Origin of the sequence: Allobrachymonas sp., assembly GCF_041912815.1 — a bacterium.
Lineage (GTDB): Bacteria > Pseudomonadota > Gammaproteobacteria > Burkholderiales > Burkholderiaceae_C > Brachymonas.
This window is the reverse complement of record NZ_JAYRLV010000002.1, coordinates 62,917-87,315: the sequence shown is the minus strand read 5'-3', so window position 1 is coordinate 87,315 and position 24,399 is coordinate 62,917. Positions and strand designations below refer to the sequence as shown.

General features: G+C 67.2%; 14 protein-coding genes. 9 read left to right on the top strand and 5 right to left on the bottom strand.

Going from position 1 to position 24,399, the window contains the following annotated elements; translation table 11 throughout:
• Nucleotides 1-106 precede the first annotated feature (106 nt).
• The 6 genes from ACE3P9_RS02880 to ppc all read left to right on the top strand — a co-directional run bounded on the left by ACE3P9_RS02880 (nucleotide 107) and on the right by ppc (nucleotide 11,120).
• Nucleotides 107-925, top strand: coding sequence for a (Fe-S)-binding protein (locus ACE3P9_RS02880; protein WP_374491740.1), 819 nt, complete (start codon nucleotides 107-109; stop codon nucleotides 923-925).
• Nucleotides 922-1,623 (top strand): lactate utilization protein C, encoded by a 702-nt coding sequence (locus ACE3P9_RS02875; RefSeq protein WP_374491739.1) that lies wholly within the window; start codon nucleotides 922-924, stop codon nucleotides 1,621-1,623. Before ACE3P9_RS02880 ends, ACE3P9_RS02875 begins: the two co-directional genes overlap by 4 nt.
• Entirely contained in the window at nucleotides 1,620-3,149 is a 1,530-nt protein-coding gene (locus ACE3P9_RS02870) for a LutB/LldF family L-lactate oxidation iron-sulfur protein (RefSeq protein WP_374491738.1), read from the top strand. Before ACE3P9_RS02875 ends, ACE3P9_RS02870 begins: the two co-directional genes overlap by 4 nt.
• A 242-nt stretch (nucleotides 3,150-3,391) precedes the next feature.
• Entirely contained in the window at nucleotides 3,392-6,160 is a 2,769-nt protein-coding gene (locus ACE3P9_RS02865) for an FAD-binding and (Fe-S)-binding domain-containing protein (RefSeq protein ID WP_374491737.1), read from the top strand.
• 187 nt (nucleotides 6,161-6,347) lie between these two features.
• Nucleotides 6,348-8,168, top strand: coding sequence for an L-lactate permease (locus ACE3P9_RS02860; protein ID WP_374491736.1), 1,821 nt, complete (start codon nucleotides 6,348-6,350; stop codon nucleotides 8,166-8,168).
• Nucleotides 8,169-8,174: 6 nt separating this feature from the next.
• Nucleotides 8,175-11,120: a phosphoenolpyruvate carboxylase gene (ppc, locus tag ACE3P9_RS02855; protein ID WP_374491735.1), complete on the top strand. Its 2,946-nt coding sequence runs from the start codon at nucleotides 8,175-8,177 to the stop codon at nucleotides 11,118-11,120.
• A gap of 185 nt (nucleotides 11,121-11,305) precedes the next feature.
• On the opposite strand, the gene ACE3P9_RS02850 is transcribed toward ppc, so the two are convergent.
• Both ACE3P9_RS02850 and ACE3P9_RS02845 read right to left on the bottom strand, forming a co-directional pair.
• Nucleotides 11,306-14,902 carry an LAGLIDADG family homing endonuclease gene (locus ACE3P9_RS02850; RefSeq protein ID WP_374491733.1) on the bottom strand — a complete coding sequence of 1,199 codons (3,597 nt, stop codon included), beginning with the start codon at nucleotides 14,900-14,902 and terminating at the stop codon, nucleotides 11,306-11,308.
• A 459-nt stretch (nucleotides 14,903-15,361) separates the two neighbouring features.
• A complete protein-coding gene (locus tag ACE3P9_RS02845) occupies nucleotides 15,362-16,618 on the bottom strand; it encodes an NAD(P)H-dependent flavin oxidoreductase (protein ID WP_374491732.1) in 1,257 nt (418 codons plus the stop codon).
• A gap of 419 nt (nucleotides 16,619-17,037) precedes the next feature.
• Here ACE3P9_RS02845 and mnmA point away from each other — a divergent pair, with 419 nt between their 5' ends.
• Together mnmA and ACE3P9_RS02835 are read left to right on the top strand one after the other, a co-directional pair.
• The gene (mnmA, locus tag ACE3P9_RS02840; protein WP_374491730.1) at nucleotides 17,038-18,162 is read left to right on the top strand and encodes a tRNA 2-thiouridine(34) synthase MnmA; all 1,125 of its coding nucleotides are present in this window, start codon (nucleotides 17,038-17,040) and stop codon (nucleotides 18,160-18,162) included.
• 160 nt (nucleotides 18,163-18,322) lie between these two features.
• Nucleotides 18,323-18,718 carry a TraR/DksA family transcriptional regulator gene (locus ACE3P9_RS02835; protein ID WP_374491729.1) on the top strand — a complete coding sequence of 132 codons (396 nt, stop codon included), beginning with the start codon at nucleotides 18,323-18,325 and terminating at the stop codon, nucleotides 18,716-18,718.
• A 241-nt stretch (nucleotides 18,719-18,959) separates the two neighbouring features.
• On the opposite strand, the gene ACE3P9_RS02830 is transcribed toward ACE3P9_RS02835, so the two are convergent.
• Nucleotides 18,960-19,514, bottom strand: coding sequence for a cytochrome b (locus tag ACE3P9_RS02830; protein ID WP_374491728.1), 555 nt, complete (start codon nucleotides 19,512-19,514; stop codon nucleotides 18,960-18,962).
• 278 nt (nucleotides 19,515-19,792) lie between these two features.
• Complete coding sequence (locus ACE3P9_RS02825; RefSeq protein ID WP_374491727.1) at nucleotides 19,793-22,003, bottom strand: malate synthase G; 2,211 nt, start codon at nucleotides 22,001-22,003, stop codon at nucleotides 19,793-19,795.
• A 447-nt stretch (nucleotides 22,004-22,450) separates the two neighbouring features.
• On the opposite strand from ACE3P9_RS02825, the gene ACE3P9_RS02820 reads away from it, so the two are divergent.
• Nucleotides 22,451-22,900 (top strand): polyhydroxyalkanoate granule-associated phasin, encoded by a 450-nt coding sequence (locus ACE3P9_RS02820; protein WP_374491726.1) that lies wholly within the window; start codon nucleotides 22,451-22,453, stop codon nucleotides 22,898-22,900.
• An 87-nt stretch (nucleotides 22,901-22,987) separates the two neighbouring features.
• On the opposite strand, the gene gshA is transcribed toward ACE3P9_RS02820, so the two are convergent.
• The gene (gene gshA, locus ACE3P9_RS02815; protein ID WP_374491725.1) at nucleotides 22,988-24,283 is read right to left on the bottom strand and encodes a glutamate--cysteine ligase; all 1,296 of its coding nucleotides are present in this window, start codon (nucleotides 24,281-24,283) and stop codon (nucleotides 22,988-22,990) included.
• Nucleotides 24,284-24,399 lie beyond the last annotated feature (116 nt).

Here is a 24,399-nt window from a genome sequence, read left to right as displayed (position 1 = left end):
GGCCATGTGGCGGGATACCGATCGAATTGCGGGATTTCCCTGATTTGACGGCATGGAGTGATTCCCCTACATTCGCGCATCGGATCATTTGTCTTACCAATTTACCATGTCATCCGTTGCTGAAATTGCCGTGCCGTCCCGGCCGCAGGACGTGTACCTGTTTGCCACCTGTGTGGTGGACCAGTTTTTCCCTCAGGCGGGGCTCGATGCCATCACGCTTCTGGAGCGGCTGGGGCTGCGCGTGCATTTCCCCGAGGATCAGACCTGCTGTGGCCAGCCGGCCTACACGAGCGGCCAGCCCGATGCGGCACGGCGCGTGGCGGCGGGCACGCTGACGCTGTTTCCCGAGCCGTGGCCGGTGATCGTGCCCTCGGGGTCATGTGCCGGCATGATGCGGCACCACTATGTGCGCCTGTTTGCCGACTGCCCGGAGGAGCGGGCGCAGGCCGAGGCGCTGGCGCCGCGCGTGTATGAGCTCACGCAGTTCCTGGTGGAGGTGATGGGCTGGCAGCCGCAGGATGGGGGCGAGCCCTGCACGGTGGTGCTGCATACCTCCTGTTCGGCGCGGCGCGAGATGGGGGTGCACCGCACGGGGCGGGCGCTGCTGGGGGCGCTGGCGGGGGTGACGGTGGCGCAGCAGGATCACGAGTCGGAGTGCTGCGGCTTCGGGGGGACGTTTTCGGTGAAGCAGCCGGAGATTTCGGTGGCGATGGTGGAGGACAAGGTGCGTGCCCTGCAGGCGACGGGCGCATCGGAGGTGGTGAGTGCGGACTGCGGCTGCCTGATGAACATTCTGGGACACGCGGCCTGGAAGGACCGCCAGGAGGGGCGCCGGAGTGCGAGCCTGCCGGGGGAACACATGGCCAGTTTTCTGCTGCGGCGCACGGCCGGGCAGGGCACGACGCAGGGCGGGGAGGGCGCATGAACGCGAGAGAGCAGATTCTGGGTCGGCTGCGGGCACATCGTCCGGCTGCGCCGGTGTCCGCGCCCGAGGTGGCCGCATGGTATGCGGCGCATCGTCCGGTCACGCCGATGGCCGAGCGGGTGGAGCGTCTGTGCGCGGGGCTGGAGCTGGCCCATGCCGAGGTGCATCGCGTCACGCCGGAGAACTGGGTGGACCGGCTGGCGGAGGTGCTGCAGGCGCGGGCGCTGACGACGCTGCTGGTAGGGCGCGATACCGCTCATGGTGCGCGTGCGGCCGAGGCGCTGGCGGCGCGCGGAGTGATGTGCCCGGGCTACGGGCAGGCGATCGAGCACTGGAAGGAGCGGCTGTTTCACGAGGTGCCGGCGGCCCTGACGGCGGCGCGGGCGGCCATTGCCGAGACTGGCACGCTGGTGCTCTGGCCCGATGCGCGGGAGCCGCGGCTGATGTCGCTGGTGCCGCCGGTGCATGTGGTGCTGGTGGATGCCGCCCGCGTGTATGACACCTTCTACGAGGCGATGGGGGCCGATGGCTGGGCGCATGGGCTGCCGACGAATGCGCTGCTGGTGTCGGGACCGTCCAAGACGGCGGACATTCAGCAGACGCTGGCCTACGGCGCGCATGGTCCGCGCGAGCTGGTGGTGCTGGTGTGTGCCGCAGACACAGAAACGGAAGCGGAAGCGGAAGGAGCAGGCGCATGACGGCACGCACGACGACGACCGAGCAGGTGCTGGAGTTTCATCCCGCAGCAGGGTTTCGCAAGCGGGCGGGGGCCGTGGTGGCCCATCCGCAGCTGCGCGAGAGCTTCCGGGGGGCGATGGATTTTCTGATGGCCAAGCGTGCGGCCCAGTTTCCCGATGCGGAGGAGCTGGAGAGTCTGCGGGTATTGGGCGAGCGCATTCGCCAGTACAACCTGGCCCGGCTGCCCGATCTGCTGGTGCAGCTGGAGGAGACGCTCACGCGCAATGGGGTGCGGGTGCACTGGGCTTCCACGCCGCAGGAAGCGACGGGCATCATTCTGGACATCTGCCGGACGCACGGAGCGCGGCACATGGTCAAGGGCAAGTCGATGGTGAGCGAGGAGATCGAGCTCAACCATGCGGCGCAGGCTGCTGGCGTGGATGCGCTGGAGTCGGACATGGGCGAGTACATCGTGCAGCTCGCTGGCGAGAAGCCGTCGCACATCATCATGCCCGCCATTCACAAGACGCGCGAGGAGATTGCCCGGCTGTTTGCCGAGCGGATTCCGGGGGTGGACTACACCGACAGTGTGGACGCGCTCATCCAGATCGGGCGGCGCGTGCTGCGGCAGAAGTTCCTGGAGGCGGACATCGGGCTGTCGGGGGTGAACTTCGCGGTGGCCGAGACCGGCACGCTGTGTCTGGTGGAGAACGAGGGCAACGGCCGCATGTGCACCACGGTTCCACCGGTGCACATTGCCGTGACGGGCATCGAGAAGGTGGTGGAGCGGCTCGACCATGTGCCGCCGCTCTACACGCTGCTCACCCGTTCGGCCACGGGGCAGAACATCTCGACGTATTTCAACATGATCTCCGGTCCGCGTCGCGCGGGCGAAAAGGACGGGCCGACCGAGGTGCACCTCGTGCTGCTGGACAACGGACGCACGCAGGCCTACGCCGATGAGCAGCTGCGAGCCACGCTGCAGTGCATCCGCTGCGGTGCCTGCATGAACCACTGCCCCGTCTATGCCCGCATCGGCGGCCATGCCTATGGCACGACCTATCCGGGGCCCATCGGCAAGATCGTGTCGCCGCATCTGCTGGGCATGGAGGCAGCCGGTGGGCTGACCACGGCCTCGTCGCTGTGCGGAGCCTGCGGGGAGGTGTGCCCGGTGCGCATTCCCATTCCCGAGCTGCTGATCCGGCTGCGCGAGGAGCAGTTTTCGGCTCCGCATCCGCATCCGGCGCTGCGCGGGCAGGGGGCAGGCTACAGCGCGTGGGAGGCTGCGATCTGGCGCTGGTGGGCGCGGGTGTATGGCTCGCCAAGGGCGTACCGCGCAGTGTCTTGGCTGACCAGCCGCCTGCGTGCGCTCACCCCGCGCCGGCAGGGGGGCTGGACGCGTGCGCGGGAGCCGATCGTGCCTGCACCACGCCGTCTGCGCGATCTGCTGCAGGCCCGTGAGGCGACTGGGCAGCAGCCGACGGAGAAGGGCAAGAACGCGAGCCTGAATTCCCACAGCAACCCCACAGGATCGTCGGGGAGGTGACGCGCTGCGCCGAGGCCCGGGGCAGTGTGTTTGCTCCCGTGTCTGCATCGCTGCTTCCTTGCGTTCCTGTATGCCAGATGCCGCTTCTGTGCGAATGGGCTCTCCCGTCGGGTGGCTGTCGGGCTGACAGCCGCTGCGCTGGATGCCCTGCGTCTCCATGTCGCCACGGTGTGACGGATGCACCGGTTTTTTCATTCACTGATTTCTTGTCCCGGAGCTGAATTCCGGGAGGGTGTGTGCTCATGACTCCTCTGATTTCCGCCCTGCAGGCGGCCCTGCCGGACGGGCAGGTCATTACCGACGATCTGCGTCGTCTGGCCTATGGCACCGACGCGAGTTTCTACCGCCTGATTCCGTCCGTGGTGGTGGTGCTCCAGGACGAGGCTCAGGTGCGCGAGGTGCTGCGCATCGCACAGGCACACACGACCCCCGTGACATTCCGGGCGGCGGGCACCAGCCTGTCGGGACAGGCCGTGACGGACGGCATTCTGGCGCTCGTGGGCGAAGGGTTTGCCACCTATGCGCTCAGCCCGGATGCCGGGGTGGTGCGGCTGGGGCCGTGCATGGTCGGTGGCGAGGTCAACCGGCGCCTGGCTCCGCACGGGCGCAAGATCGGGCCCGATCCGGCCTCGATCGGGGCGGCCCGCATCGGGGGCATCGCCGCCAACAATGCGTCTGGCATGTGCTGCGGCACCGCCCAGAACAGCTACCGCACGCTCGCAGGACTGCGCCTCATGCTGGCCGACGGCACGGTGCTCGATACCGAGGACGCGACGAGCGTGACGGCCTTCCGGCAGTCGCATGCGGCGCTGCTCGACGGGCTTGCGGCGCTGGCGCGCGAGACGCAGGCCGACGTGGCGCTTGCCGAGCGCATCCGGCGCAAGTTCCGCATCAAGAACACCACGGGCTACAGCCTCAATGCGCTGGTGGATTTCGAGGACCCCGTGGACATTCTGGCGCACCTGATGATCGGCTCCGAGGGAACGCTGGGCTTTCTGTCGCGCATCAGCTACCGCACGGTGGTGGAAGATCCCTGCAAGGCGTCGGCGCTGGTGTTCTTTCCAGACATCCGCACGGCCTGCGAGGCGGTGGTGCGGCTCAAGAGCCAGCCGGTATCGGCCGTGGAGCTGCTCGACCGGCCAGCCCTGCATTCGGTCGAGAACAAGCCGGGTCTGCCAGCCGGTCTGCGGGCGCTGGGCGAGGAGGCGGCGGCGCTGCTGATCGAGGTGCGGGCGGGCGATGCCGCACGGCTCGCCGAGCACATCGACGCCGTGGAGCAGGCTCTCGCGGGCGTACCCACGGTGGAGCCTGTGGCCTTCTCGACCGATGCCTCGCTGTGCGAGACCTACTGGAAGGTGCGCAAGGGCACTTTCCCGGCCGTGGGGGCCATGCGCCGCACGGGCACCACGGTGCTGATCGAGGATGTGGCCTTTCCGCTGCCGCGGCTCGCCGATGCCACGCTCGAACTGCAGGCGCTGCTGCGCCACCACGGCTACCACGAGGCCATCATCTTCGGCCACGCGCTGGAGGGCAATCTGCACTTCGTGATCACGCAGGATTTTGGCGATCCGGCCGAGATCGACCGCTACGCCCGGTTCATGGATGCGCTGTGCAACATGGTGGTGCACACCTACGACGGCTCGCTCAAGGCCGAACACGGCACGGGCCGCAACATGGCCCCCTTTGTGGAGCTGGAGTGGGGAGCCGCAGCCATGGGGCTGATGCGACGCATCAAGGCCCTGTGCGATCCGGCCGGGCTGCTCAATCCCGGCGTGATCCTCAACGACGATCCGCAGGCCCATCTGCAGCACCTCAAGCCCATGCCGGCAGCCGATGACCTGGTCGATCGCTGCATCGAGTGCGGATTCTGCGAGCCGCTGTGCCCCTCGTTCCGACTCACCCTGAGTCCCCGCCAGCGCATCACCAGCGTGCGCGAGCTGGCCCGGCGTGCGGATGCCGGCGAGCCGGCTGGCAGCCTGGGGGACGACTATCCCTACATGGGACTCGACACCTGCGCCGCCTGCGGGCTCTGTGCCACGGCCTGTCCGGTGGGGATCGACACGGGCGCGCTCACCCGGCGCCTGCGCGGCCAGCGGCTTGAAGGGGTGGCCCGGACTGCCACGGTCTGGGCCGGGGAGCACATCGGGGTGCTGGCTGGCGTGGCCCGCACGGGGCTGCGTGCGGGGCATGCCGTATCGGCAGTGGTGGGGGATGCCGCAATGTCGCGCCTGAGTGCCGGGCGCTGGAAATCCGGCATGCCCCATCCCGGGCGGGCTCCGCTGCAGCGCGGCGGGGCGGGGGATCCGGTGGTGTACTTCCCCACCTGTGGCACACGCATCTTCGGGCCGACGGGGCAGGACGCCCAGCAGGCCGACGTGATCGACACCCTGCTGCGCCGCGCGGGCTATCGCCCCATCGTGCCGGAGGGGGTGGAGCGCCTGTGCTGCGGACAGATGCTGGCCAGCAAGGGGCTGGCCGAGGAGGCCGAAACCATGGCGCAGCGACTCGAAGAGGCCCTGCACACGGCATCGGACGGCGGACGCATCCCGATCGTCATGGACGCGAGTGCCTGCACGGTGCGCATGCAGCAGCATCTGGCCGGGCGGCTGCCGGTGTACGACTTTCACGAGTTCGCGCACGATGCGCTGCTGCCGCGCCTCATGGTCACCCGCCAGCCCGGCCCCGTGGCCCTGCATCTCAACTGCAGCGTGCGCCGTGCCGGCAGCGAGGCCAGGCTGCGCGCCCTGGTGCAGGCCTGCGTCGAGGAGGTCATCGAGCCGGCCGGTGTGACCTGCTGCGGCTTCGGGGGCGATCGCGGCTTTGCGGTGCCCGAGCTCAATCACCACGCGCTGCGCCATGTGCACGAGGCCCTGCCTGCGGCCTGTGCCTGCGGCGTCTCCACCAACCGCACCTGCGAGATCGGCCTCACGGCCGAGACCGGCAGGCCCTACCGCTCGGTGGCCTACCTGCTCGAAGCGTGCACACGCAAGGAGGACGCCATGCCCTGCTGAGGAGGACAAGGAGACAACCCAGAAGGCCGGCCCCGGAGGAGCTTATTCCCGGGAGTCGGTTCACCCCCAGACCCCACTCCGCCTGCCGCCCGAGGGCGCAGGCCATGTCCCGGACCGGGGCGCATGCCGACAGACACGCTGCGTCGACCCCCTGACCGTGGACCGCTTTTCTCATAAGGACCATTCCATGACCTGGCAAATGAATGTCGACCCGCTCGGCCACATTGGCCTCTCGGCCCTCGTGGCCGCGGTGCCGATCGTCTTTCTGTTCTGGGCGCTGGCCATCCGCCGCATGAAGGGGCACTACGCGGCCCTGGGCGGCACGGCGCTGGCACTGCTCATCGCGCTCACTGTGTATGGCATGCCGGTGCAGTATGCGGCGCTGTCCACGCTGTATGGCGGAGCCTTCGGGCTGTTCCCGGTGTGCTGGATCGTCATCACGGCACTCTTCATCTACAACATGTCGGTCAAGACCGGGCAGTTCGAAGTCATCAAGAATTCGCTCGCCTCCATCACCGACGACCGCCGCCTGCAGGCGCTGCTGATCGCCTTCTCCTTCGGGGCCTTCATCGAGGGAGCGGCCGGTTTCGGCACGCCCGTGGCCATCACGTCGGCCATGCTGGCGGGGCTGGGCTTCAATCCCCTCTATGCTGCGAGCCTGTGCCTGTTCGCCAACACTGCCCCCGTGGCCTGGGGAGCCATCGGCATTCCCATCGTGGTGGGCGGTCAGGTGGCCGGTATTCCCGACCTGGCCCTGAGCCAGATGGTGGGGCGCACGCTGCCCTTTCTGAGCCTGTGCGTGCCCATGTATCTGGTGGTGCTGATGGCGGGCTGGAAGAAGGGACTCGAAGTGTGGCCTGCCTGCCTCGTGAGCGGGGGCTCGTTTGCCGTGGCGCAGTATTTCTCGGCCAATTCGCCGCTGACCGCACCGCTGCTGCCCGACCTGATTGCCTCCATCGCCTCCATCGTCTGCACCGTGGTGTTCCTGCACTTCTGGCACCCGAAGGAGAGCTGGCACTTTGCCGACGAACCGCGCCGCCAGGGCAAGGAGCAGCTGCGCTACACGGGTGGACAGATCTTCCGTGCCTGGGCACCCTTCATCATCCTGTCGCTGTTCGTCTGTGCCTGGGGCATCAAGCCCGTCAGCCAGGCGCTCGACCAGATCACCAAGCAGGTGTTCGATTTCTCGCTGCCCATCGCGGGGCTCGACAAGATGGTCATCGACCAGGCCGGCAAGGCCAAGCCTGCCGTGTTCAAGCTCAACGTGCTCAGCGCCGCCGGTACCGCCATCCTGTTTGCCTGGTTCTTCTCGATCGCCGTCATGGGGGCCTCGCTCCGAACCGCTGCCGGGGTGGCACGCGACACGCTGCGCACGCTGGCCTGGCCCATCGTGACCATCGCCACCATCCTGGGCTTTGCCTACATCATGAACTTCTCGGGCATGGCCATCACGCTCGGTCATGCCATTGCCCACACCGGGGCGGCCTTCCCCTTCTTTGCCGCGCTGCTCGGCTGGCTCGGTGTGTTCATGACCGGCTCGGATACCTCCACCAACGCGCTGTTCGGCAAGCTGCAGGCGGTCACCGCCGACAAGCTCGGCATCGATCCCGTCATCACCATGTCGGCCAACACCTGCGGTGGCGTGTGCGGCAAGATGATTTCCCCGCAGTCGATCTCTGTGGCCACCGGCTCCACCGGCATGGTCGGGCGCGAGTCGGAAATCTTCCGCTTCACCTTCAAGCACTCCATCTTCATGGCCGCCATCGTCGGCGGCATGCATCTGCTGTGGGCCTACGTGTTCCCTGGCATCGTGCCGAGCTATGTCAGGCCCGTGGCGGCGGCAGCTGCTGCCGTGGCCAAGACTGCGCAGGCGGCCATCAATCCGCAGGGGCTGATGTGGCTGGCGATCTTCGTGGGCATCATCACCTTCGTGACCGTGGCTGCACGCACCCTGGGAGCGCGGCTCGAAGCCCCGGTGGAGGGGCATGACGAGGTGCATTTTCACTGATCCACCATGCCGGCGCAGCGACTGGCCCCCCTCGCGGGCCAGAAGCGGCCGGGTTCCGGGCCCGTCGGGAGGTTGCGCGCCACCCGGCGGGCCCTGTGCTGTCCGTGTGTCCGTTTGCATGTTTGCCATCCGAAAGGCCGTTCCATGTCTTCGTCCCTGACCGATGATTTTCCTTGCCCCCCTCCCGAGGCGGCACGCAAGAATGACCCCCTGCGACACGACATCCGCCTGCTGGGGCGGGTGCTGGGCGACACCGTGCGCGAGCAGGAGGGTGATGCCGTGTTTGCGCTCGTGGAGCGTGTGCGGCAGACCGCCGTGCACTTTGCCCGCCATGGCGATCCGGCCACCCGCGATGCGCTCTCGGTCCTGCTCGACCCCCTGGGGCCTGACACCACCCAGACCGTGGTGCGCGCCTTCAGCTTCTTCCTGCAGCTGGCCAACATCGCGGAGGATGCCCACCATATACGCCGCCGCCGGGCGCATGGCATGGCGGCGTCCCCTCCCCGCGCGGGGAGTCTCGCCCATGCGCTCGACACGCTCGTGGCGGCCGGAGTGTCCCGGGCAGCGGTCGCTGACTTCTTTGCACGTGCCCTCATCGTGCCCGTGCTCACGGCCCACCCCACCGAGGTGCGGCGCCAGAGCCTCATGCGCAACCACCGGGCCATTGCCCGGCTGCTCGATGCACGCGACCGCCAGGCCCTGACCCCCGAAGAGCAGGCGGAGCACGACGTGGTCCTGTACGACACCGTGCTGGCGCTGTGGCAGTCGCGCATGCTGCGGCCGGCACGGCTGCGGGTGATCGACGAAATCCACAACGGCATCGCCTGGTTCGGCCAGACCTTCTTTGACGAGCTGCCGCATCTGTATGCCGAAACCGCACGGCTGCTCGCCATCCACTATCCAGACGGCGCATGGACCTTGCCGCCGTTCTTGCGCATCGGCAGCTGGATCGGGGGCGACCGGGACGGCAACCCCCACGTCGATGCCGGCATTCTGCGCGAAGCCCTGCATCTGCAGTCCGCCGCGGCCTGCACCCACTACCTCGACGAGGTGCATGCCCTGGGCGAGGAGCTCTCCCTGTCCGACCGGCTGGTCGGCATCTCGCCCGCCCTGCGTGCGCTCGCCAACGCTTCACCCGACCATTCGCCCCAGCGGGCCGACGAACCCTATCGCCGCGCACTCGCCGGCATCCACGCACGCCTGGAGGCCACGGTGCAGACGCTGGAGCAGGGCGCCGCATCGGCGGCGGCATCGGGCCGTGTCCCTACAGCCCTGGCGGTGCAGCCCTATGCCTGCCCAGAAGACCTGCGCGCCGAGCTGGAAGTGCTGGCCGATTCGCTGCGCACCCATGGCAGTGCCCGTCTGGCTGACGGACGGCTGCGGCGCCTGATTCGGGCCGTGCAGGTCTTTGGCTTCCATCTCGCCTCGCTCGATCTGCGTCAGAACGCCGACGTGCACGCCCGCACCGTGGCCGAGCTGCTGGCGCGCGCGGGGCGTTGTGCCGACTACGCCCGCCTTGACGAGGACGCCCGTGTGGCCCTGCTGGTGGAGGAAATCACCAGTCCGCGTCCGCTCCACGCTCCCTGGCTGCCCTATGGGGAGGAGACGCGCGGAGAGCTGGCCATCTTTCTGGCGGCCCGCGAACTGCGCGAACGCCATGGACACGCGGCCCTGCCGCACTGCATCATCTCCAAGACCGATGCCGTCTCCGATGTGCTCGAAGTGGCGCTGCTGCTCAAGGAGGCGGGCCTGCTGCTGCCCGGCAACACGCCCCGGCTCGGCATGGACATCATCCCGCTGTTCGAGACCATCGACGACCTGCGCCGCAGCGCCGGCATCATGGAGGCGCTGCTGGATCTGCCGGCCTATCGCGCCCTGCTGGCGAGTCGACACGACGGGCAGGAAGTCATGCTCGGCTACTCCGACAGCAACAAGGACGGCGGATTCCTCACCTCGGGCTGGGAGCTGTACCAGGCCGAGCAGGCCCTGACGCGCGTGTTTCAGGCACGGGGAGTGCGGCTGCGGCTGTTCCATGGCCGGGGCGGTTCGGTGGGCAGGGGAGGGGGCCCCGCCTACCATGCCATCCTGGCGCAGCCCCCGGGAGCGGTCGACGGGCAGATCCGCCTCACCGAACAGGGTGAAACCATCTCGGCCAAATACGGCAATCCCGACACCGGGCGTCGCAACCTCGAAGTGCTGCTCGCAGCCACGCTGGAGGCCAGCCTGACCGATGCCGAGAACCGTGTCACGCCGGTCGAGGTCTTTCATCCCGTCATGGAACGGCTTTCTGCACTGGCCTTTGCGGCCTATCGCGGTCTGGTGTACGACACGCCGGGCTTCGAGGTCTACTTCCGGCAGTCCACGGTCGTGGCCGAGATCGCGGCTCTCAACATCGGCAGCCGGCCGGCCTCGCGCACCGCCTCGGCACGCATCGAGGACCTGCGCGCCATTCCCTGGGTGTTCAGCTGGACACAGTGCCGTCTCATGCTGCCAGGCTGGTATGGATTCGGGGCAGCGGTACAGGGCTATCTGGCCGAGGTGCCCGACGGGCTCGACATCCTCCGACACATGGCGCGCACCTGGCCCTTCTTTCGCGGGCTGCTCTCCAGCATGGACATGGTGCTTGCCAAGTCCGACCTCGCCATGGCCTCGCGCTATGCCGAGCTGGTGGACGATGCAGCCCTGCGCACGCGCATCTTCGAGTGCATCCGCGCTGAATGGACGCGCACCCGCCACTTCCTGCTGCAGATCCTGGAGCAGGACGAGCTGCTTGCCGCAGATCCGCTCCTGCGCGAATCGCTGCGGCTGCGTGCCCCGTATCTCGACGCACTCAACCATCTCCAGGTCGAGCTGCTGCGGCGACACCGTGCAGGCGAGACCGACGAGCGCGTGGCGCGCGGCATCCATCTCACCATCAACGGCATCGCCTCCGGTCTGCGCAATACCGGCTGAGGCGAGCGGCCCGGCGCAGCGGTGCCGGCACCCCTGCGGCTGCAGCCTGTGGCGCCCCATGCGCCACGGCCTTCCGCAGGGGAAGGCCGTGGGCGTCATGTCATGCCATGGCTTCCTGCACAGGGATGCCATGGCGTGCGTGCCGTGCCACCCAGCAAGGGGTGACCGGCCGGGCAGGGGGTGGATCAGCCGCAGCTGCCCACGAAGCCACACTGCGTGCAGTAGTCGCAGCCGTCCTTGCGGATCATGGCGTGCGCGCCGCATTCAGGGCACTTCTTGCCGGCCATCACCGGCAGGGCCATCTGCTCGGTCATGGTGGGCGTGTGATTGGGCGAGGGGGCGTCCAGGTTCTGCAGCGGGAGCTCCATCTGGCTGCGCTCGGCGATCAGGTTCTGGATTGCGTAGGCAATCGCCGCCACCTCCGAATCGTGCCAGCGCGGCACCAGCGTGCCGTCGGCCTTCTGGTAGGTGCCCAGGCGCACCGGGCCGCGGTCCCATGCCACCTTGCGCAGGTCCGACAGCGAGCGGTCCAGGAAGCCGCCACGGGCGGCCAGCGACAGGGCCCGCATGGTGGAGGTGATCCACTGCTGCGATTCGCTGCTCTGGCCCACCGGCATGAAGAACTCGATCGCGCGCTCCACCGTGCGGCCGTCCTCGGTCTCGATCGGCATGAAGCTCACGATCAGGTACAGGCGCTTCTTGCCTTCCTGCGTCCAGTATTCGATCTTCTCGGCCACGGCATTGAGCGCGCCCTTGGGCCGGCTCTCGATGACCACGCGCATCGGGTCGATCGGCGCATGGGCCGCAATGGCCGCCACAGCCTCCGGACGGGCCGCTTCCTCGACCTTGGGCGCAGGAGTGGCTTCGAGCACGGCCCCGAGAATGTTGTTCGGACGGTAGGTGGCCAGTCCCTTGAGCCCCGCGCGCCAGGCGTGGTGGTACAGGTCCTTGAAGTCGTCGTAGGGGTAGTCGGCCGGAATGTTGACCGTCTTGGAAATGGAGGTGTCGATATACGGCTGCACGGCCTGCATCATGGCCACGTGGTCGGCAGCGCTCATCTCCAGCGCCGACACGAAGCTCTCGGGCAGGGGCGCATCCGCTCCCTTGAGGGCATGGTAGAGGCGGTAGGCGTGGTCCTCGACCGTGTACTCGCTCTTGCTGCCGTCGCTTTCGCGCTTCCTGCGTGTGTAGGTCCAGGAGAAGGCCGGCTCGATGCCGTTGGAGGCATTGTCGGCAAACGCCAGGCTCACGGTGCCGGTCGGGGCGATCGACAGCAGATGGCTGTTGCGCAGGCCGTACTTGCGGATGTCGGCCTGGATGTCCTCGGGCAGACGGCTGGCAAAGCTCTCGCTGCCCAGGTAGTCCTTGGCATCGAACTTGGGGAAGGGTCCCTTCTCGCGGGCCAGATCCACCGACGCGCGGTAGGCGGCATTGCGCATGCGCTCGGCAATGAGCGCAGCCATGGCGCGGCCTTCCTCGCGGTCGTAGCGCAGCCCCAGCATGGACAGCGTATTGCCCAGCCCGGTGAAGCCCACGCCGATGCGGCGCTTGGAGGCGCTTTCTGCGCGCTGCTGTTCCAGCGGCCAGAACGTCACGTCGAGCACGTTGTCGAGTGCGCGCACCTGCACGGCCACACTGCGCTCGAAGGCCTCGAAATCGAATTCCGCCGTCCCGCCCACATGGAACGCATGCCGCACGAAACGCGGCAGGATGATGGGGCCCAGGTCGCAGCAGCCGTAGCTCGGCAGGGGCTGCTCGCCGCAGTTGTGCACATACAGCCCATTGGCGTCGAAGGCGTGCACATCGGCCACGGTGACGTCGTAGACATCGGCATGGCCGGCGTCTTCCAGACAGTCGACAGTGGCCGTGAAGCGTTCGCGGTTGAGTTCGCGGCGGTAGGTCTGCAGGAGATGCGCCAGCCGTGCGGACTTGGCATCGTCCTCGAAGCCGACGCGATCGGCAAACACCGCCAGGTTGTCGCCGCTGATGATGAGCTCATGCTGGGCGCGCGTGGCGTAGGCGCGGCTCGATCCCTTGCCGTCGGGCAGCACACGCATGCCTGCCGCACGGCGGTTGGGATGCAGCGTGCTGGCGATGCCGAGACGCAGGAGCATGCGCTGCACCTGTTCGAGCAACGGCAGGTCGCTCTGCGACAGACGCACGCTCACGCCCTTGCCCTGGTGGCCTTGCACCGAGCCGTCCGCGTCGAACAGGCCGCGCAGCACGCCGGCATGGAAGCCGCTGGAGCTGCGCTCCATGCGAGCAGTGAGGGTCTTGTGTCCCGGAGCCATGTCGAAGGCCAGTGCCAGATCGCGCAGTGCGGCAGAAGCCAGCCGTGCCTCGCCCCGTTCCGTCAGGGGACGCTGGAATCCGCGGAAGTCCATGCGATGGTCCAGGGTGCGGACTGCCGTTTCTGCAGCGGACATGATGCCGGTGGTGACGGGGCTTCCGTTGGAGACATGGCGCAGGCGCTCGTCCCAGACGGACAGCACGGCTTTCTCGTGGGTCAGGGTGCCATCGCCGACCAGCAGGCCCAGAAGATAGCCTTCGGCCTCCGAGCCCAGACCTTCCCATCCCTGCATGGCGCGGTGGTCATGCAGCATGATCTCGTCGCCAGGCTGCAGGCGGGCAGCCTCGGTCCATTCGGTCTGGAGCAGATGGCGTGTGCGATGGCTCACGCGACGCACGCGGTGGTCATGAGTCAGGCGCAGGGCATGGCCTTCCCGGGTCCGCAGCGTCAGCACGGGTTTGTGTCCCGTGGCGAAGAACCCGCTGCTTTCGACCGCGTAGGCGGCGCCGTCGACCACGGCCGTGAAGGGAACGCCGATCAGGTCTGCCACCTGGGCAGGGCCTTCGGAGGTCATGACCCAGGTATCGGCGGTCACGCAGGGGTTGGTCGCCGCAATGGTCTCGCAGTACGAGAGATTGTTGTCGCGGTTGATCTGGTCGAGGAACAGGATGCCCGGCTCGGCAAAGTCGTAGGCCGAGGTCATGATGGTGTCCCACAGTTCGCGGGCGGGCACCTTGCGGTAGACCCACTTGCCGTCGTCACGCAGGTAGCCGCCGTCGTCGAGCACCTTCTGGCCGGGGCGGGCCTTGTGCACCAGTTCCCAGTCGGCGTCGTCGGTGACGGCCTGCATGAAGGCATCGCTCACGCCGACAGACACGTTGAAGTTGTTCCAGCGTCCAGGGGTGCGCTTGGCCGTGATGAAGTCGAGCACGTCCGGGTGGTCGATGCGCAGCACGCCCATCTGGGCACCCCGGCGGGCGCCGGCGGACTCGACCGTGGAGCAGCTCTGGTCGAAGACGTTGATGTAGCTGCACGGGCCGCTGGCGATGGAGTGCGTGCCCTTGACCTCGGCTCCCTTGGGACGGATGCGGCTGAAGTCATAGCCCACGCCGCCGCCGCGGCGCATGGTCTCGGCCGCCTCGCGCAGCGCCTCGTAGATGCCGGGATAGCCTTCGGCATCCACGCCCTGGATGCAGTCGCCCACGGGCTGCACGAAGCAGTTGATGAGGGTGGCCTGGATGGCGGTGCCGGCCGCGCTCATGATGCGGCCTGCCCCGATCGCGCCGGCGCGCAGGTTGTCGAGGAAGCGGGCTTCCCACTCGGGGCGCAGCTCTGCTTTCTCGGCCCCGGCGAGCGCACGGGCCACGCGGCGGTAAATGTCCTCGGCCGTGGATTCGCCCTCCTTGCAGTATTTTTCGTGCAGGACGTCCAGGCTGATGTGCTGGGCGGGCAGGGCGGGGGAATTCTCGGGAGTGCGTGCAGCAGTGTCCATGTCGGGGTACATCGGAATAAGGGAAAAATCGGGTGAATGGCTGGCGCGGTCGCCAGGGGACGGCGCAACGGCTGCATGCCCTGCAGAGGCACGGTGCTTCCGCCTCAGGAGGGCCAGAGAGTCCGTGCAGCGGGATCGCAAACCGTCAGATCAGGGCGCCAGTTTAGCGGTTCCGGGATCGCTGAGGCGCCCGAAATTTTCAGGTCGAACCCGGGCATCCGCTGAATGCCGCGCCCCGTCTGGCTTGCCGCCGGATGGCCGCTTTTTGGGGGCGGACAAAAAACCACAGGATCCATGCAGGCATCGGCCCCTGCGTTGACAGAAAGTCGTTTTGCGGTATGGGGCACATGCAGCCCGCCCGGTCCAGCCAAAAAACAAGGCGCCGGACATGCGCCCGTGCGCCTTGGGGACCGCGCCAGGCACGATCAAGGGACCTGTGCGGGGGAGGGGAGATCGGGGTCAGACGCCCACGGGACGCTTGCCTGCGAGCATCCATTCCATGAGTTCCTGGACGCTGCGGATCTGGTTGCCGAAGGGCAGGCGGCCCGCACCGCGGAAGAACAGGCCCTTCTGCACCTCGCCCTTGACGGCATGGCCCAGCTGCTTGTCGATGCAGAACTGCCCCATGTCGGACTTGCCGTCGCGCAGGCCGCAGTGGGCCAGGCAGTCGAAGGCCATGTTGCAGCGCTTTTCATGGGCCACGGCCTGGAGCTTGGGTTCGATGCGCAGGTACTTGTCGAGCCACGGAGTGCGCACGGCGCGTGCGGGGAGCCCCGCCACGCTCACGAATTCGACGATGTCCTCGGGCTTGGCGTTGGCCAGCACGCTCTTGAATTCGGCGTCGGCGTCGCTCTCGCGCGTCACGGCAAAGGCGGTGCCCATCTGCACGGCATCGGCCCCCAGATCCTGCATGCGCTGCAGGTCTTCATGGCTCTCGATGCCGCCCGCCGCGATCAGCGGAATGTGGCGTTCGTAGCCGGCGCTCTTGAAGAATTCGCGCACGGCCGGCAGAACGTTCTGGAACTCGAAGCGCTCATGGTTCAGGTCCGAGACCCGCGAGGCGCCCAGGTGGCCCCCGGCGAGGCGGGGATGCTCGATCACGATGGCATCGGGCAGGCGGCCGCGCTTTTCCCACTTCTTGACGATCAGCTGCACGCCCCGTGCGTCCGACAGGATGGGGATGAGCGCTGTCTTGGGAAAGTCCTTGGCCAGCTCGGGCAGATCGAGCGGCAGGCCCGCGCCCACCACCAGGGCGTCCACCCCGGCTTCGAGCGAGGCGCGGACGTAGCCGGCATAGGCACTCAGGGCCTTCATGATGTTGACGGCCACCATGCCCAGGCCTTCGGAGAGCTGGCGGGCCCGCGCGATCTCGCGGCGCAGGGCTTCGTAGTTGGCAGCCTCGATGATCGCCTTGGCGGGGCCGGTGTCGCGGGCCTTTTCGTGCGGGGCGGTTTCTTCCATCAGGTCGGGATGGAGACGGCGCAGGTCGATGGACGAGATGGTGCCCATGGCGCCCATGCGGGCCACCGTGCCGGCCAGGCCGCCAGCGGAAATGCCCACGCCCATGCCGCCCTGGACAACCGGGAGCACGGTCTTGCCGGCGACCGTCAGCAGCTTGAGACCCGACTGCAGGGCCATGGCGCGCAGGCGATCGGCAATGGCCGTGGCTTCGGACACGGCGGATTGGACAGGAGAGGGAATGGCAACGGAGGTCATGTCGGAACGGTCGAACTGGCGAAAGGGGAAGCGGGCGACACCCCGGGCCTTCCGGGGCACGCGCCCGGGCGGACAGCGCCGGGTGCATGACAGGGCATGCATCCGGTTTCCACAGGGGGATGCGCAGGACGCAGGCAGGGAGAGGAAGGGCAATGGGGGTGTCTCGACCCGTGGGCTCCGGGGACTGGGGGAGCCAGGCCACCGGAAGCGAGCTGAAAAAATTTCAGCCCATCGGGAGCTCATGTGAGAAAACTGAGTGGACTATTGTCGCGTGTCCGACACGCTTTGTCGACTTTGCCCTATAGGTATTCCGTCAACAGGGGCTTGCCTGAGGGTAAAGCGAGACAGTGCGGCGCTGCTGGCGGCATCGGGGCCCGCCCTGCGCCGGGCCTGCAGGGCCCATGGGGGCAACTGCGATAATGGCGCCCATGACCAAACAGCGTATCGTGGTGGGCCTCTCGGGCGGAGTCGATTCCGCCGTCACGGCCTACCTGCTCAAGCAACAGGGCCACGAAGTGGTCGGCATCTTCATGAAGAACTGGGAGGATGACGACGACAGCGAGTACTGTTCCTCCAATGTGGATTTCGTCGATGCCGCTGCCGTGGCGGATGTGCTGGGCATCGAGATCGAGCACGTCAACTTCGCGGCCGAGTACCGCGACCGTGTCTTTGCCGAATTCCTGCGCGAGTACCAGGCGGGCCGCACCCCCAATCCGGACGTGCTGTGCAACGCCGAGATCAAGTTCAAGGCCTTTCTCGACCATGCCATGCGCCTCGGGGCCGACCGCATCGCCACCGGCCACTATGCCCGTGTGCGCACGCGGGCCGAAGACGGCCAGGTGGAGCTGCTCAAGGGCGTCGATCCCGCCAAGGACCAGAGCTATTTCCTGCACCGCCTGACCCAGGCCCAGCTGCGCCGTGCCCTGTTTCCCGTGGGGGAGCTGCTCAAGACCGAGGTGCGCCGCATCGCCGCCGAGATCGGCCTGCCCAATGCCCGCAAGAAGGATTCCACCGGGATCTGCTTCATCGGCGAGCGTCCGTTCCGCGAGTTTCTCAATCGCTATCTCGCAAGCAAGCCGGGCCCGATCAAGGACGAGAAGGGGCGCACCATCGGGCGGCACATGGGGCTGTCCTTCTACACCCTCGGCCAGCGGCAGGGACTGGGCATCGGCGGCATCCGCGACAAGGGCGCTCCGCGTGGCGGCGGCGACCATGCCCCCTGGTTCGTGGCCCGCAAGGACATGGCCACCAACACCCTCTACGCCGTGCAAGGGCACGACCATCCGTGGCTGCTGTCGCAGACCCTGCAGGCCGACCAGCTGAGCTGGTGCGCGGGGCATCCGCCCATGGCCGCCACCTCGTCTGCGGGCTTCACCGCCAAGACCCGCTACCGGCAGGCCGATGCACCCTGCACGCCGTCGCTGCGGGCCGACGGCACCCTGCAGCTCGACTTTGCCGAGTCGCAGTGGGCCGTCACACCGGGGCAGAGTGCCGTGCTCTACGACGGCGAGGTCTGTCTGGGCGGCGGCATCATCACCGCCTGAAGCGGGTGGCGATTCTGCCGGGGGCTGATGCAGGTCATCTTCGGCAGGGGCGCCGCCGTGGGCTGTGGCAATCGTCGTTACACTGTCCAGTGAAGCATCCCACGCGGACAGGGCAGGAGCACGTCTTCTGCCCCGCCGCCAACGACTACGGAGTATTTCCATGAGCAAACACCTCACCGCCGCGCAGCTGACCGAACTCAAGACCCTGCTCGAAGCCCGCAAGGCCACCATCGAAGCCCGTCTGCAGGAGGTGCAGGAAGGCCAGAGCCGCTCCGACCACGCCCGCGAGATTCTGCTGCAGGACAGCGATGACCTTTCGCACCGCGCCTCCGACCGCGAGGTCGATCTGGTGGCCAGCGACATGGGCTCGGTCGATCTGGCGCGCATCAACGCCGCCCTCGAACGCATGAAGAACGGAACCTACGGCTACTGCGACGAATGCGGCTGCGAGATTCCCTACGCCCGCCTCAAGCTCGAACCGCAGACCCAGCACTGTGTGGCCTGCAAGGGCCGCTGGGAAAAGCGCACCGCCGCCGTGCCCGACGCGCGCATGTGATCCATTCCCGGGGCTGATGGCGCGACTGCCGCGCAGCGGCGCATGCATTCGTGCCGTCGCACCGCAAAGAACAAAGGGGCCGCAGATGCGGCCCCTTTGCTTGGACAGTGCCCCCACAGACATGCAGGGCAGACGGGTAAATGGGCGGGGAGAAGGCCTCCACCTCCACCGGACGCGCTGCCAAGTGGGAGCAGGCTGCACCCCGACATCCGCCATCCCCGCCACGGTCAGCGGCGCGAAATCAGCCCTTGAGGCTCATGCGCAGCAGCGTGTTGTCGTGGCGCATGTAGTGGTGGTACAGGGCCGCCACGGCATGCAGGCCAATGAGGGCGTAGCCCAGGTTGGCCACGGCTTCGTGCACTTCCTTGATGCTGTGAGAGGTGTCCTTGTTGACCGCCGAAGCCAGCGAGGGCAGATCGACTCCCCAGAACCACACGTGGCCGCCGTTGTAGCTCACCGTCAGCCAGCCTGACAGCGGCAGACCGATCATCAGCAGGTACAGCAGGCCTTCGACCGCATGGCTGAGCACGCTCTGCCAGCGCGGCAGCGGCGGCTCGATGGCGGGGGTGGGAGACGCCAGGCGGGCCAGCAGGCGCAGCCAGGTCACGGCAAAGATCGTCATCCCGACCGTGAAGTGCCAGGACTTCATGGCGGTGCGCTCTGCACTGCCCTTGGGAAAGATGTCGCTGAATTCCATCAGGGCATATACCGCGATGATGAGCAGCACCGTCAGCCAGTGCAGAAGAACCAGGGGCGTGCCAAAGCGGGCAGCCCGGGACGGAAGAGGGGTATTCATGCGCAATCTCCGGAAAAGGGGCGGAATGTCCTTCCCCCGGGGCCATGCCGTGGGACAGGCAAGTCGGCGGAAAGACTTCGGCGCCCATTGTCGCATTGCCCGATGAAGCTTCGCTGAAGCCGCAGGGCTGCCTGCACCACCTGCCCCTGACGGCACGAGGGGCCGGATGCAGCACACCCCCACGACCGGGCATGTCCAGCCATGGGGGTGTGTTGGGGGGCCGGAGTCGGTGGCGACCGTGCCTGCCGGACGCAGGGCACGGCCCGTGCCCACCGGAATCAGGCAGCGGCTGCAGCGGCCTTGGCCTTCTGGCGCCAGGCGTGCAGGAGCGGCTCGGTGTAGCCGCTCGGCTGCTCGACGCCCTTGAAGACCAGGTCGAGCGCCGCGCGATAGCCGAAGCTCGTGTCGGCATGGCCTGCCATGGGGCGGTAGGCCGGATCGCCTGCATTCTGCTCGTCCACCAGGGCAGCCATGCGTTCGAAGGTCGCACGCACCTGCTCGGGGGTCACCACGCCATGCAGCAGCCAGTTGGCCATGTGCTGGCTGGAGATGCGCAGGGTGGCGCGGTCTTCCATGAGTCCCACGTTGTGGATGTCGGGCACCTTGGAGCAGCCCACGCCCTGCTCGACCCAGCGCACCACGTAGCCGAGGATGCCCTGGCAGTTGTTGTCGAGTTCCTGCTGCTTCTCGGTGTCGCTCCAGTCGGTGCGAGCAGCCACCGGCACGGTGAGCAGTCCCGTGAGCAGGGCGTCGCGCTCGGCGGCCGCGTCGGTCTGTTCGAGCTGGCGCTGCACGTCGGCCACGTTCACCTGGTGGTAGTGCAGCGCGTGCAGGGTGGCGGCCGTGGGGCTCGGCACCCAGGCTGTGTTGGCGCCAGCGCGGGGATGGGCGATCTTCTGTTCGAGCATGGCCTTCATGAGGTCGGGCATGGCCCACATGCCCTTGCCGATCTGGGCCTTGCCGCGCAGGCCGCAGGTCAGGCCCACCAGCACGTTGTTGCGTTCATAGGCCTGAATCCAGGCACTGGACTTCATGTCGCCCTTGCGGATCATGGCGCCGGCGCGCATGCCGCTGTGGATCTCGTCGCCGGTACGGTCCAGGAAGCCGGTGTTGATGAAGGCCACCCGCCCACGGGCCGCGGCGATGCAGGCCTGCAGGTTGATGCTGGTGCGGCGCTCCTCGTCCATGATGCCGAGCTTGACGGTGTTCTGTGCGAGTCCGAGCAGCTGCTCCACGCGGCCGAACAGGTCGTTGGCAAAGCCGACTTCGGCCGGGCCGTGCATCTTGGGCTTGACGATGTAGACCGAGCCCTTGCGCGAATTGCGGATGCCCTCGGCACCCAGCCCCTGCAGGTCATGCAGGGCAATGGTCGTGGTGATGACCGCATCCATGATGCCTTCGGGAATCTCGCGGCCTTCCGCACCCCACAGAATGGCAGGATTGGTCATCAGATGGCCCACGTTGCGCACGAACATCAGCGAGCGGCCATGCAGCCGCACCTCGCCCTGACCGTCCGGGGCCGTGTAGAGCCGGTCGGCGTGGAGACCGCGGGTCATGCTCTGGCCGCCCTTGTCGAAGGTCTCGGTCAGTGTGCCGCGCAGGATGCCGAGCCAGTTGCGGTAGCCCAGGAGCTTGTCCTCGGCGTCGACCGCAGCCACGGAATCCTCCAGATCCAGAATGGTGGAGAGCGCTGCCTCGACCACCACGTCGCTCACCCCGGCCAGATCGGACTGGCCGATGGGGGTGGAGCGGTCGACACGGATGTCGATGTGCAGGCCGTTGTGGGTCAGCAGGATGCTGTCGGGCGCGCGCACGTCTCCCTGGTAGCCCTTGAACTGGGCCGGATCCTGCAGGGCGACGATCTGTCCGCCCTTCACGTTCACGGCCAGCTGGCCGTCCTGCACGAAGTACACCGTCGCGTCGCGGTGGGAGGCCCCGGCCAGCGGCACGGCCTGGTCCAGAAAGTCGCGGGCGAAGGCAATGACCCTGGCGCCGCGGGCGGGGTTGTAGCCCTTGCCCTTGCTGGCCCCATCGGTCTCGGGGATGGCGTCCGTGCCGTAGAGCGCGTCGTACAGGCTGCCCCAGCGCGCGTTGGCGGCATTGAGGGCATACCGGGCATTCAGGATCGGCACCACCAGCTGCGGACCCGCCTGTACGGCCAGCTCGTCATCGACCCCGGTCGTGGTGATCTGCGCATCGGCAGGCACCGGCACCAGATAGCCCAGTCCTTCCAGAAAGGCACGGTAGGCCGGCAGGTCGGTGATGGGGCCGGGATGGGCGCTGTGCCATTGGTCGAGCGCCGTCTGCAGGCGGTCGCGTTCGGCCAGCAGGGCGGCATTCCGGGGAGCCAGATCCATCACCAGATCGCTGAATCCCTTCCAGAAAGTGTCCTGTGCGATGCCGACCGGCGGCAGCACCTCCTGGTTGATGAAGTCATAGAGGGTGGAGTCGACCTGGAGCTGATGGGCCTGGGTGCGGGCGTGTGACATGGGGCTTCCTTTGCATCCGGAGAGAAAAATACAGAGACGAACGGTTGTGGCAGGCTGTACACAGAAGTCGCACAGGCGTTTCCACCAAAGTGTCATGCGGTATGTATCATGAATGGCGGTGATGTCGTACGCATCCGGAATTGCCGGTCGACCGTTCCGTATGAATGGACTGTATTACAGCATCAATGGGTTATTAATCGGTAATTTATCTCATGATTGGTGACTTTTTGGGCGGTAATTCAGGCCGCTGGGCCTTGTCTTCCGGCATGATCACGGCAGGCGATTGCCTGACGGGGCAGCAGGGATGTTCACGAACCATTCAGAATATGCCGGCCACCACACGCTGGCATCTCCCCGGGGCAGGAAGGCCCAGGGGCAGAGCGGCAGGCCTGTCTTGCAGGACGGGCCCCGCATCAGGGAGTCTTCCGCCACTACAACCCACACATCATGAACCATTACACCATTCCCAATACGCGCAAGGCACTGCAGCTCGCCAAGCAGACCACCGAGCTGTCCTTTGCGGCGCCTCAGGTCGTGGCTCTGCGCGTGGCACGCATGGCCACGGCTGGGGCTGACCCCTCCGAGGAAGACCGGCGCGAATTCACCCTGATGGGGGCCGAAAAGCTGGCAGCCTTCACCGAATCGTGGCACGCCATGGGCATGCAGATGCTGCAGGCGCAGCAGCATTTCTGGTCGGGATGGTGGGGCTACTGTGCCAATCCCCTCAAGTGGGCGCAGCCCTGGGAAGGCATGGGGCTGACCGCCGTGGGCAGCCAGTACCAGCAGGCCTGGCTCGATGTGATGCGCAAGGGGCTCAAGCCCGTGCACAGCCGTGCAGTGGCCAATGCCCGCCGCCTGGGACACCGGGAAGCGGCACGCGCCAGCGCCCTGCGCTGAAGCGCACCCCGCAAAAGCCTGTCCGTGGCCCCTCCAGCCCTTCCCGTGTGAGCCGGGGCGGGGATGGGAGCGGCGGACGTCAGGACATCAGGAGTCCAGGGCCAGAGGGTCGGTGGCTTCCAGCTCGTAGCTGGCCGCCAGCATGGCCAGCCGCCCGATGACCCCATACATGTAGAAGCGGTTGGGCGCGCTCATGCCCGGCTTCTTGCCCAGTTCGGGCAGGTGGGTGCTGCGGTCGAACGCCAGTGGCACATACTTGGCGCCGGCCGTGTTGAGGTTCTCGTCCACGCCGCGTTCCTGGTGCATGCGGTAGAACCCTCCCACCACGTAGCGGTCCATGAGGTACACGACCGGCTCGGCTGCGGCGTCGTGGATGCGTTCCTGGGTGAGTACCCCTTCCTGCACGATCACCTTGCTCACGGGCTGCCCGCCCTTGAGGTGGTTGAGGTCCTTGCGGGACTGGCAGCTCAGATCGTCGAGTTCGGCGGCATCATGCACGGTGACGATGCCCATGCCGTAGGTGCCGTTGTCGGGCTTGACGAGCACGAAGGGCTTTTCGTGGATGCCGTACTCCTTGTACTTGCGCCGGATGCGGGTCAGCACCGTGTCGACCTGGTGGCGCACGCCGTCGAGCCCGTGCGGGTCGGTGAGATCGACTTCTCCGCACGGAGCAAAGAGGGGGTTGATGAGCCACGGGTCGATGCCCAGCATCTTGCCGAAGCGCTTGGCGACATCGTCGTAGCAGGCAAAGTGCGTGCCCTTGTGGCGCACATTCCAGCCGGCATGCAGAGGCGGCAGCAGGTTCTGCTCGTGCAGGTCTTCCAGAATGCCGGGCATGCCGGAGCTCAGGTCGTTGTTGAGCAGGATGGTGCAGGGATCGAAGTCCCGCAGCACCAGCCGCCGCTCCGTGCGCAGCACGGGCTCGACCAGCAGGGTATGTCCATTGTGCAGTGTAAAGCGCGTGGGTTCGCGCAGATCGGGGTCGATCGAGCCGATGCGCACGTTCAGTCCGGCCATGCGGAAGATGCGTTCGAGCTGGGCCACGTTGTGCAGGTAGGACAGGTCGGTGCGGAGCGTGTTCTCGGGAATGATGAGCAGGTTGCGCGCCTCGGGGCAGACTTTCTCGATGGCGGCCATGGCCGCCTGCACCGCCAGCGGCAGCATGGGCTCGGAAAGGTTGTTCCAGCCGGCGGGAAAGAGGTTGGTGTCCACCGGGGCGAGCTTGAAGCCCGCATTGCGGATGTCGACGGAGGTGTAGAACGGAGGCGTGTGCTCCATCCATTCCAGGCGGAACCACCGTTCGGTGGCGGGCATGGAGTCGATGATGCGTTGCTCAAGTTCGTTGATCGGCCCGGTCAGGGCAGTCACGAGGTGGGGAACCATGGCAGGGGGGAGAGAAAGAGGTGGAGGGCCGGCAGCAAAATACGCTTCCAGTTGAGGCCAGTTCCGGAGGATTCAAGGAGGTGCAGGACACGCTGCAAGGAAGGAGAAAGAGGCTG